At 71.6% G+C, this 10,967-nt stretch carries 10 protein-coding genes; 5 read left to right on the top strand and 5 right to left on the bottom strand.

The genetic code is table 11. From position 1 onward, the window contains the following. Nucleotides 1-177: 177 nt before the first annotated feature. A complete protein-coding gene (locus V7E45_RS34395) occupies nt 178-1,002 on the bottom strand; it encodes a maleylpyruvate isomerase family mycothiol-dependent enzyme (protein WP_333778173.1) in 825 nt (274 codons plus the stop codon). Nucleotides 1,003-1,220: 218 nt separating this feature from the next. On the opposite strand from V7E45_RS34395, the gene V7E45_RS34400 reads away from it, so the two are divergent. Further along, nucleotides 1,221-2,015: a carbon-nitrogen family hydrolase gene (locus V7E45_RS34400; RefSeq protein WP_333778174.1), complete on the top strand. Its 795-nt coding sequence runs from the start codon at nt 1,221-1,223 to the stop codon at nt 2,013-2,015. Between the two features lie 108 nt (nt 2,016-2,123). Here the strand turns inward: V7E45_RS34400 and V7E45_RS34405 are convergent, their stop codons facing one another. Further along, on the bottom strand, nt 2,124-2,618 hold the full coding sequence (locus V7E45_RS34405; protein ID WP_333778175.1) for an LURP-one-related/scramblase family protein: 495 nt from the start codon (nt 2,616-2,618) through the stop codon (nt 2,124-2,126). A gap of 306 nt (nt 2,619-2,924) precedes the next feature. On the opposite strand from V7E45_RS34405, the gene V7E45_RS34410 reads away from it, so the two are divergent. Continuing rightward, nucleotides 2,925-3,785 (top strand): calcium-binding protein, encoded by an 861-nt coding sequence (locus V7E45_RS34410; RefSeq protein WP_333778176.1) that lies wholly within the window; start codon nt 2,925-2,927, stop codon nt 3,783-3,785. Nucleotides 3,786-3,832: 47 nt separating this feature from the next. Next, nucleotides 3,833-5,656 carry an NHL domain-containing thioredoxin family protein gene (locus V7E45_RS34415; RefSeq protein ID WP_333778177.1) on the top strand — a complete coding sequence of 608 codons (1,824 nt, stop codon included), beginning with the start codon at nt 3,833-3,835 and terminating at the stop codon, nt 5,654-5,656. A 10-nt stretch (nt 5,657-5,666) separates the two neighbouring features. On the opposite strand, the gene V7E45_RS34420 is transcribed toward V7E45_RS34415, so the two are convergent. The 3 genes from V7E45_RS34420 to V7E45_RS34430 form a co-directional block, all read right to left on the bottom strand. Further along, nucleotides 5,667-5,918, bottom strand: coding sequence for a DUF6458 family protein (locus tag V7E45_RS34420; RefSeq protein WP_333778178.1), 252 nt, complete (start codon nt 5,916-5,918; stop codon nt 5,667-5,669). A gap of 116 nt (nt 5,919-6,034) precedes the next feature. Continuing rightward, nucleotides 6,035-7,333, bottom strand: coding sequence for a M18 family aminopeptidase (locus V7E45_RS34425; RefSeq protein WP_333778179.1), 1,299 nt, complete (start codon nt 7,331-7,333; stop codon nt 6,035-6,037). A 105-nt stretch (nt 7,334-7,438) separates the two neighbouring features. Beyond that, entirely contained in the window at nt 7,439-9,265 is a 1,827-nt protein-coding gene (locus tag V7E45_RS34430; protein WP_317444451.1) for an acyl-CoA dehydrogenase, read from the bottom strand. 143 nt (nt 9,266-9,408) lie between these two features. On the opposite strand from V7E45_RS34430, the gene V7E45_RS34435 reads away from it, so the two are divergent. Beyond that, nucleotides 9,409-9,873 carry an SseB family protein gene (locus V7E45_RS34435; RefSeq protein ID WP_020941181.1) on the top strand — a complete coding sequence of 155 codons (465 nt, stop codon included), beginning with the start codon at nt 9,409-9,411 and terminating at the stop codon, nt 9,871-9,873. Between the two features lie 114 nt (nt 9,874-9,987). After that, on the top strand, nt 9,988-10,965 hold the full coding sequence (locus V7E45_RS34440; RefSeq protein WP_333778180.1) for a pirin family protein: 978 nt from the start codon (nt 9,988-9,990) through the stop codon (nt 10,963-10,965). Nucleotides 10,966-10,967: the final 2 nt, after the last annotated feature.

The following is a 10,967-nucleotide window of genomic DNA, read 5'->3' on the forward strand; positions in this document are numbered from 1 at the left end:
GGAGGTCGTCGGGGTGCGGGGGCGTCGCGGTGTCGGTCATGCCGGGCACGCTAGTTCCGGCACCGCGGCGCCGACACCGGATTTCCGCCGGGGACGGGCCCGCGGCGGCACGCGTCATCGGAGCGCCGACGCCGGATGCCCGCCGGGGACCTGCCCGTGGCGGCACACGGGACCGCTCTACGGCGTCACCGTGAAGTTCCGCAGGATCGCCGCCGCCAGGTCCGGGTCGCCCTCCGTCTTGACGCGGTCGGCGACCGCCTCCGGGGTGACCCGGCCGCAGGCCAGCCGGACGTAGGTCTCCCAGTCGAGGGTGAGCGTCGCGGCCGGGCCGAGGGCGGGAGTGGTCTCCAGGGTGCCCCGGCCCTGGATGTCGACCCGGATGGTGCGCAGGAACTCGACGGGCCCGTGCACGTCGAAGACGATCGCCGAGCTGCGCGGCGCGTCCGCACCCTTGGCGACCACGTCGGGAAGCGCGGCCAGCAGGACGTCACGGGTGATGAGCGCGCCCGGGGAGTCGAGGTTGCCGGGGCGGCCGAGGGCCGTGCGCAGATCCTGCTCGTGCACCCAGACGTCGAAGGCGCGGGCCCGCATGGCCTGTTCCAGGGTGATGTCGGAACCCATCGGACCGCGCACCTTGGTGCCGGGGTCGCGTGACTCGTTGCGCAGCTGGCGGTTGCGCCGGATGACCGTGTACTCCAGCTCGGACGTCATCTCCGGCGCCGTGTGATGACGGCGGACGTCGACCTGCATCTCGTTGTACCGCTGGTGCTCGTTGGTGACGTGGAAGAGGTCGCGGGGCAGCGTGTGGATCGGCCGCGGGTCGCCGAGCATCTCGCAGTCCAGGCCGATCACATGCGACACGACGTCACGGACCGACCAGCCCGGGCACGGGGTCCGCCGGTTCCACTCCCCCTCCACGAGCGGGACCACGAGCTCGGATATCGCTTCGATGGAGTGGGTCCAGGCGTCGGCGTAGGGCTGGAGGGTGGGATGCAGACTCACGGAACAGGACCCCTCGGCGGTCGGTACACGGGCAGGTTGTGGCAGCGTTGCCAGCGGGAGGTGGCTGCACTCGGCGGTGTCTTGGGACTCCCCCGGTCCTCGGCTGGGCTCGAACCGGGGGGACCCCCAAGTTACGCTGCTGTGAGGCACCCCGGCAGTGCTTTCGTGTGACGATCGTAGGCCCGTGTGAACAACTCGAATGCCAGGACGGTGGTAGTGTGCGCGCCTCGCTGATCCAGATCGCCGTGGACGAGGACGAATCGGTTGCCTCCCGGCGGCAGCGGGCGGCCGCGCTCGTCCGCGACCAGGCCGGGTCCGATCTCGTGGTCCTGCCCGAACTGTGGACCACCGGCGCCTTCGCCTACGAGGAGTTCGCCGCCGAGGCCGAGCCGCTCGAAGGCCCCACGTACGAGGTGATGGCCAAGGCCGCGAGCGACGCGGGCGTGTGGCTGCACGCGGGTTCGATCCCCGAACGCGACCCCGAAGGCCCGCTCTACAACACCTCCCTCGTCTTCTCGCCCGCCGGCGACCTCGCCGCCGTCTACCGGAAGATCCATCGGTTCGGGTTCGACAAGGGCGAGGCCGTGCTGATGGGCGCCGGGCGCGTGCCGGTGACGGTCCGTCTGCCGGACACCGTCCTCGGCCTGGCCACCTGCTACGACCTCCGCTTCCCCGAACTCTTCCGCTCCCTCGTCGACGCCGGCGCCGAGACGCTGGTCATCCCGGCGGGCTGGCCCGAACGGCGACGCGCGCACTGGACGCTGCTGGCCCAGGCACGGGCGGTGGAGAACCAGGCGTTCGTGCTCGCGTGCGGAACGGCCGGGACGCACGCCGGAGTTCCCCAGGCGGGTCACTCGATCGTGGTGGACCCCTGGGGTGAGGTGCTGGCCGAGGCGGGCGCGGGCGAGGAGGTCCTCACGGTCGACCTGGACCCGGCGAAGCCGGCGGCCACCCGCGAGCAGTTCCCCGCCCTGAAGGACCGGGTCCTCGGCCTCGCGCCCCCGCGCCGCTGACGCTCGGTCGGGCGCCGCCGGCCGTGATCAGGCACGGCCGGTCCCGCAGTCGGGCACGGCCGGTCGAAGGCAGGCACGGCCGGCCGCCGTCGGGCAGGTCAGGCGCCGTCAGTCGTCGTCCCGCTCCTTCTGGGCCAGGTGGATCACGCACACCGCCACCGCGATCAGCAGCGCCGGGTCCGCGTCGTCGCGCACGATGTCGACGCCGTAGGTGTCCCGCACGGTCAGCCAACGGCGGGAGATGACGGCGAGCAGCTCCCCGTCGTACTCGATGGCGAACTCGTGGTCGAGGATGCGGCCGCTGACGTCCAGGTCGGTGCCGTCGACCAGGGAGACCCGGTAGTGGTGGCGCAGCAGGGACAGCCGCTTGCGCCTGATGGTGGCCAGGCCCTCGCCGTCCCGCTCGATCACCATCGTGTCGCGCAGGGCGAACATCTTCTGGTGGATGTCGATCAGGACGCGCCCCTGGGCGTCCTTCAGCTCGAAGGTGTCCCGCAGCCGCATCGCCTTGCCGTCGACGAGGAACACCTTCCGGCCGTGCTCGTCCTCGATCCAGTAGTCGTCACCGATGCCGAGGAGCCGGTCGCGCACGAGGAATCTCATGCCCATAGCGCTTCCCCGGCAAGACATGATCGTCACACGTTCCCGAAGGGCCACGGCGATCTGGCCGGGGCCTCCGCGGAACTGTGCGCGCGGGAACTGCGTCAGGGCACGGCTGCGCGCCGAGCGCAGGTGGCACGACCGGCCGGCCGCCTGACCGGCCGCCACCGTCCACCCGGACTCCGGGTTGCCCCGCGATGAACTTCCCGTGCCCGCATGCCGGTCGGCCAACCATGCGCCGGGCCCCCGGGTCGAACGGGACGAACGCGCCGAACTCGGTGCCACACACGGCTCTCCCGGAGGTTTCCCATGTCCTCTCGTCCCGCCCGCCGCAGGCCGGCCCGCGCCCTCCCGGCGCTCGCCCTCGCCCTCGGCACCGCCCTGGCCGTACCGCTCACCGTGGCCGGCCCCGCCGACGCGGCGACGCGGCCGGCCACGGCCGAGGTCAACCGGTACGGCTGGCAGCTCGCCTACCGCGCCGCCCCCGGCCAGACCAACAAGGCCACCGTCACGGCGTCCCTGACCGGCCGCGGCCCCGGCATCACCTACCTGATCGACGACGTCGTCCCCATCGAGGCGGGCCACGGCTGCGCCCACCCCGTCGGCGCCGACGCCACCAAGGTCTCCTGCACCGTCAGCGGCGAGGACAGCCAGGACCCCTACCCGGCCCTGACGATGGACCTCGGCGACCGCGCCGACACCGTCACCTACGCCAACGCCACCGGCCAGGTGTACCGCTTCGCCCGGATCTCCCTGGGCCCCGGCGACGACCGGCTCACCGACACCGGACGCCTGGACGGCAACGCCGTCTCGGGCGACGCCGGGAACGACACCCTCACGGTGGGCGAACTGGGGCTGGCCTCGGGCGGCGACGGCGACGACACGATCGACGCGACCGGCGACCTGGTCATCGCCCACGGCGGCAAGGGCGACGACGTGCTGCGCGGCGGCGCGGCGGGCCAGGACCTGTCGGGCGACGACGGAGACGACAGGATCCTCGGCGGCGCGGGCGCCGACACGCTGTACGGCGGCAGGGGTGACGACGTCCTGTACGGCAACGGCGGCGACGACCACCTGTACGGCAACAGCGGCGACGACAGGCTCTACGGCGGCCCCGGCCGGGACACCCTGTCCGGCGGCCCCGGCAGGGACGTCGTCCACCAGGGCTGATCCGCCTCCCGGCTCTGCCGCGGGCACCGGGTGGCACCCTGGGAGCCATGACCGACTCCACACCCCGCCGCGTCCGCGTCCGCGCCCCCGAGCTGGTCGGCAAGGGCGGCTGGCTGAACACGGGAGGCAGGCAGTACACCCTGTCCGACCTGCGCGGTCGTATCGTCGTACTGGATTTTTGGACCTTCTGCTGCATCAACTGCCTGCACGTCCTCGACGAGTTGCGGGAGCTGGAGGAGAAGCACCGGGACACGGTCGTGGTCGTCGGGGTGCATTCGCCGAAGTTCGTGCACGAGGCCGAGCACCGGGCGGTCGTGGACGCGGTGGAGCGGTACGGGGTGGAGCACCCGGTGCTGGACGATCCCGAGCTGGCCACCTGGAAGCAGTACGCGGTCCGGGCCTGGCCGACGCTCGTCGTCGTGGATCCCGAGGGGTACGTGGTCGCCCAGCACGCCGGTGAGGGGCATGTGCACGCCATCGAGCGGCTGGTCGGGGAGCTGGAGGCGGAGCACGCGGCGAAGGGCACCCTGCGCCGCGGTGACGGCCCCTACGTGCCGCCGGAGCCCGAGCCGACGGTGCTGCGCTTCCCCGGCAAGGCGCTGCTGCTGCCCGGCGGGACGTTCCTGGTCAGCGACACCACCCGGCACCAGCTGGTGGAGCTGGCCACGGACGCCGAGACGGTCGTACGGCGGATCGGCAGCGGTGCGCGCGGGTTCGCCGACGGCGGTCCCGAGCGGGCCTCCTTCAGCGAGCCGCAGGGGCTGGCGCTGACCGAGGACGGCGCCGCGGTGGTGGTCGCGGACACCGTCAACCACGCGCTGCGCCGCCTCGACCTGGCCACCGGCGGGGTGACCACCCTGGCCGGTACCGGCCGGCAGTGGTGGCGGGGCTCCGCCACCTCGGGGCCGGCCCGTGAGGTGGACCTGTCCTCCCCGTGGGACGTGGCCGTCTTCGGCGGCCGGGTGTGGATCGCCATGGCAGGCGTCCATCAGCTGTGGACGTACGACCCGGTGGCGGGGACCGTCGCGGTGGCGGCCGGCACCACCGACGAGGGGCTGGTCGACGGCCCGGGCGCCGAGGCGTGGTTCGCGCAGCCCTCAGGTCTGGCGGCCACCGCGGACCGGCTCTGGCTGGCCGACGCCGAGACCTCGGCGCTGCGCTGGGTGGACGTGGACGGGGCCGTCCACACGGCCGTCGGCTCCGGCCTGTTCGACTTCGGGCACCGCGACGGCGCCGCCGGGCAGGCGCTGTTGCAGCATCCGCTGGGCGTCGCCGTGCTCCCGGACGGCTCGGTGGCGGTCGCGGACACCTACAACCACGCGCTGCGCCGCTACGACCCCGCCACCGGCGAGGTCAGCACGGCGGCCACGGATCTGCGCGAGCCCAGCGACGCCGTGGTGGTCGGCGAGGACATCGTGGTCGTGGAGTCGGCCCGGCACCGGCTGACCCGGTTGCGGCTGCCGAAGGAGGCGGCGCGGGCGGCGGCGGTCGCGCGCCGCACCGCGCGCGAGGCGACCGAGGTCGCCCCGGGCCGACTGCGGCTCGGCGTCGTCTTCCAGGCGCCCGCCGGGCAGAAGCCGGACGACCGCTACGGTCCCTCGACCCGGCTGCTGGTCTCCTCCACGCCGCCCGGGCTGCTGCTCGGGGGCGAGGGGGCGGGCACCGGGCTGGCGCGCGAACTGGAGCTGGACCCGGCCGTCGCGGAGGGTGTGCTGCACGTGTCGGCGATGGCGGCCTCGTGCGACGACGACCCGGCGAACGAGTACCCGGCCTGCCATGTGCACCGGCAGGACTGGGGTGTTCCGGTGCGCCTCGTCGAGGGCGGCACCGACCGGCTGCCGCTCGTCCTGGCCGGGACGGACGAGCGGTAGCCGGGGTGGCTCACACGCCGTAGCCGTTGGTGTAGCCGTCGTGGTGATGGTGGTGGGGTTCCTCCTCGACCACCGGCGTCGTCGGCGGGACGACGACCCGCCGGCGCCGGGCGATGCCGCTGAACGTGGCGACGCCGATGAGACCGACCGCCATCAGGATGATGCCGACGAGGTCGAGATTGACACCCTGGATGTGCCAGTCGGTCGCGAACGTGAGGATGGCTCCCACGGCGATGAGGATGATGCAGCCGCCGAGGCCCATAAGTCGTCGCCTCCCCTTCCGGTTCCGGGATTTCCGGTGCCGTCCGGGTACCCTGCCCGGCGCCGTGCATGCTCGCTGCGGCGCCGGGTGCCCAAGGGGACCTCAGGGGGCGGGAGTCAGCTCTCCAGGAACGCGGTGAGCGCGTTCGCCAGCAGGAACGGGTCGTCCGCGCCGCACAGTTCGCGGGCGCTGTGCATGGAGAGGATGGCCACGCCGATGTCGACGGTGCGGATGCCGTGCCGGGCGGCGGTGATCGGGCCGATGGTGGTGCCGCAGGGCATGGAGTTGTTGGAGACGAAGGTCTGCAGCGGCACGCCCGCCTTCTCGCAGGCGGCGGCGAACACCGCCCGGCCCGAACCGTCGGTCGCGTAGCGGTTGTTGACGTTGACCTTGAGGATCGGGCCGCCGTTGACCCGCGGGTGGTGCGTGGGGTCGTGGCGCTCGGCGTAGTTGGGGTGGACGGCGTGGCCGGTGTCGGAGGACAGGCAGACCGTGCCGGCGAAGGAGCGGGCCCGGTCCTCGAAGGAGCCGCCGCGGGCGAAGACCGAGCGTTCCAGCACGGTGCCGAGCAGCGGGCCGTCGGCTCCGGTGTCGGACTGGGAGCCGTTCTCCTCGTGGTCGAAGGCGGCCAGCACCGGGATGTGGCCGAGCGGGGCGCCGGAGGTCGCGGCGGCGGCCAGGGCGGCGGCGCCCGCGTGCACGGAGAGCAGGTTGTCCATCCGGGGGCCGGCGACGAGTTCCTGGTCGCGGCCGAGGTGGGCGGGCCGTTCCACCGGGTGGGTCATCAGGTCCCAGCCGGCCACCGAGCCGGGCGTGAGGCCCGCCTCGGCCTCCAGGAAGGCGATGAGGTCGCCCTCGCGCGGGTCGTCGCCGAGGCCCCAGACGGGCTGTAGGTGGCGCTGCTTGTCGAGCTTGAGGCCGTCCGAGGTGACCGTGCGGTCCAGGTGGATGGCGAGTTGGGGGACGCGCAGCAGCGGCCGGTCCACTTCGACGAGGACGGTGGAGCCGTCGCGCAGGGTGAGCCGGCCGGCCAGGCCGAGGTCGCGGTCGAGCCAGGAGTTCAGCAGCGGGCCGCCGTAGATCTCGACGGCGACCTGCCGCCAGCCGTGCGCGCCGCTGTCGGGCTGCGGCTTGACGCGCAGGTTGGGGGAGTCGGTGTGCGCGCCGATGATGTGGAAGGGGGTGTGGGGGGCGGCGCCTTCGGGGACGTACCAGGCGATGATCGCCCCGCCGCGCAGCACGTACCGGCCGCCGCTCGTCCCGTCCCAGGCGTCCGTCTCGGCGACCTGCCGGAACCCCGCCTTCTCCAGCCGCTCGGCGGTGTTCGCCACGGCGTGGTACGGCGACGGGCTCGCCGCCAGGAAGGACATCAGGTCGTCGGTGTGGCCGCGGTCGAAGCGGGCTGGTGCGCTCATGTGGCTTACCTTAACGACGTGCGAGAGCCCGCTCCCGGTACGGGAGCGGGCCCACGGCGGCTGTGAAGTGGTGCGGATCCGGTCCTTCTGGAAGAAGCGGAATCCTTAGAACGCGGCCTCGTCCAGCTCCATCAGGTCGAGGTCGACGCCCTCGGACACCTTGCGGGCCAGGGTGACGCCCGGAAGGACGTTGGCCGCGAAGAACTTCGCCGCCGCGATCTTGCCGGTGTAGAAGGCCTTGTCCTTGGAGGAGGCCGTCTGGAGCTTCTCGGCGGCGATGGCGGCGCCCCTGAGCAGCAGGTAGCCGACGATCACGTCACCGGAGGCGAGCAGCAGGCGGGTGGTGTTCAGGCCCACCTTGTAGATGTTCTTGACGTCCTGCTCGGTGGCGGCGAGGTCGGTCAGCATCAGGCCGACGATGGCCTCCAGCTCCACGGCGGCCTTGGCGAGGTGCTCGCGGGCGCCGGCCAGCTCCTCGCCGCCGGTGCCGAGCGCCAGGAACTTCTTGATGTCCTCGGCGAGGGAGTTCAGCGCCGCGCCCTGGTTGCGGACGATCTTCCGGAAGAAGAAGTCCTGGCCCTGGATGGCGGTGGTGCCCTCGTAGAGGGTGTCGATCTTGGCGTCGCGGATGTACTGCTCGATCGGGTACTCCTGCAGGAAGCCGGAGCCGCCGAAGGTCTGCAGCGACTGGGCGAGCTGCTCGTAGCCCTTCTCGGAGCCGTAGCCCTTGACGATCGGCAGGAGCAGGTCGTTCAGCGCGTGCTCGGTCTTGGCGTCCTCGCCGTTCGCCTCCTTGACGGCGATCGCGTCCTGGACGGAGGCGGTGTGCAGGACGAGGGCGCGCATGCCCTCGGCGTACGCCTTCTGCGTCATCAGCGAGCGGCGGACGTCGGGGTGGTGGGTGATGGTGACCTTGGGCGCGGCCTTGTCCATGAAGTTGGCCAGGTCGGGGCCCTGGACGCGCTCCTTGGCGTACTCCAGGGCGTTCAGGTAGCCGGTGGAGAGCGTGGAGATCGCCTTCGTGCCGACCATCATGCGGGCGAACTCGATGATGCGGAACATCTGGCGGATGCCGTCGTGCTTGTCGCCGATCAGCCAGCCCTTGGCGGGGTGGCGGTCGCCGAAGGTCATCTCGCAGGTGTTGGAGGCCTTCAGGCCCATCTTGTGCTCGACGTTGGTGGCGTAGACGCCGTTGCGCTCGCCCAGCTCGCCGGTCTCGAAGTCGAAGAGGTACTTCGGGACGAGGAAGAGGGACAGGCCCTTGGTGCCGGGGCCCGCGCCCTCGGGGCGGGCGAGGACGTAGTGGAGGATGTTCTCCTCCATGTCGTGCTCACCGGACGTGATGAAGCGCTTGACGCCCTCGATGTGCCAGGAGCCGTCCTCCTGCTGGACGGCCTTGGTGCGGCCGGCGCCGACGTCGGAACCGGCGTCGGGCTCGGTGAGCACCATGGTGGAGCCCCAGGTGCGCTCGACGGCGATCTGGGCGATCTTCTTCTGGACGTCGTTGCCCTCGTCGTAGAGGATGCCGGCGAACGCCGGGCCGGAGGAGTACATCCACACGGCCGGGTTCGAGCCGAGGATCAGCTCCGCGTACGCCCAGATCAGGGACGGGGGAGCCGTCGTGCCGCCGATGCCCTCGGGCAGGCCGAGCCGCCAGTACTCGGAGTCCATGAAGGCCTTGTAGCTCTTCTTGAAGGACGCGGGGACCGGCGCGGTGTTCGTCTCGGGGTCGAAGACCGGCGGGTTGCGGTCCGCGTCGGCGAAGGACTCGGCCAGCTCGTTCTCGGCGAGCCGGGTCAGCTCCTCCAGGACGCTCTTGGCGGTCTCCGTGTCCATCTCCTCGAACGGACCGGTGCCGTAGAGCTTGTCGCGGCCGAGTACTTCGAAGAGGTTGAACTCGATGTCGCGGAGATTGGACTTGTAGTGCCCCATGGTGACGGCTCCGTATAGGACTCGGCGAGGCACTGTCTCCTCGCATCTGGTTCACGTACCAACAAGTTTCTCCGATGATGCTACCCGTCGGTAATAAGACGCAAGCCCGATCCGGTCATCTGTGACTGAGTACTCTTCTGCGCATGTACGGCTACGACCAGAACGCCGGCGCCCAGCAGCAGTACGCCGCACCGCAGCAGCCGATGGCCGGCGGCTACGGGCAGCAGCCGCCGCTGTATCCCGAGCCGTCCCCGCCCTCGCTCGCGGACGCGGTGCGCGCCTTCACCACCGGGCAGATGTCCGCCGAGGACTTCCAGCAGATCTTCGCCACGTCGAAGGTGTACTGTCCGCGCGGTGACACCCCGGGCTTCCTCGCCCTGCACAACACCCAGCAGCCGGTGATCCCCATGTTCACCTCGCTGAAGGAGTTGCGGCGGTACGCGGGCAAGGAGTCCAAGTACTTCGTGATCACCGGCGCCGAGGTGATCGACCTGCTGCCGACCGGCTACGGCTTCGTCGTGGACATGGAGGGCGAGCACCGGATGGTGTTCGACGCCAAGGCGGTGGAGCAGATGGTCGACTTCGCGATGCGCCGCATGTACGGCTGACCGGCCGCCCCGCTCGATGGAGAGCCCGGAGGGAATGCCCTCCGGGCTCTCTCTGTTGTGGGGTGGTAGAAAGTTCAACGCTCAACTAAACTGAGCGTACAAGGAGGTCCCACCATGCCTGCAGTGACCGTCGAGAACCCGTTGACGCTGCCCCGCGTGACCGCTCCCGCCGACGCCGTGGCGCGCCCCGTGCTGACCGTCACGACCGCGCCGAGTGGTTTCGAGGGCGAGGGCTTCCCGGTGCGCCGTGCGTTCGCCGGGATCAACTACCGCCACCTCGACCCGTTCATCATGATGGACCAGATGGGCGAGGTGGAGTACGCGCCGGGCGAGCCCAAGGGCACCCCCTGGCACCCGCACCGCGGTTTCGAGACCGTCACCTACATCATCGACGGGACCTTCGACCACCAGGACTCCAACGGCGGTGGCGGCACCATCACCAACGGCGACACCCAGTGGATGACGGCGGGCTCCGGCCTGCTGCACATCGAGGCCCCGCCGGAGTCCCTGGTGGTGTCCGGCGGACTCTTCCACGGCCTCCAGCTGTGGGTGAACCTCCCGGCCAAGGACAAGATGATGGCCCCGCGCTACCAGGACATCCGCGGCGGCAACGTGCAGCTGCTGACGACCCCCGACGGCGGCGCCCTGCTGCGCGTGATCGCCGGTGAGCTGGACGGCCACGAGGGCCCCGGCATCACGCACACCCCGATCACGATGATCCACGCGACCCTCGCCCCGGGCGCCGAGCTGACGCTGCCCTGGCGCGAGGACTTCAACGGGCTCGCGTACGTCATGGCGGGCCGCGGCAGCGTCGGCGCCGAGCGCCGGCCGATCCGGCTGGGGCAGACCGCCGTCTTCGGCGCCGGCTCCTCGCTGACCGTCCGCGCGGACGAGAAGCAGGACTCGCACACCCCGGACCTGGAGGTCGTCCTCCTCGGCGGACAGCCGATCCGCGAGCCGATGGCCCACTACGGCCCGTTCGTCATGAACACCAAGGACGAGCTGATGCAGGCCTTCGAGGACTTCCAGAAGGGCCGCCTGGGCACCGTCCCCGCCGTCCACGGCATGACCGGGGCCGGCCCCCAGGGCTGACC

It is taken from the genome of Streptomyces sp. IBSBF 3136 (assembly GCF_036815105.1).
GTDB lineage: Bacteria > Actinomycetota > Actinomycetes > Streptomycetales > Streptomycetaceae > Streptomyces.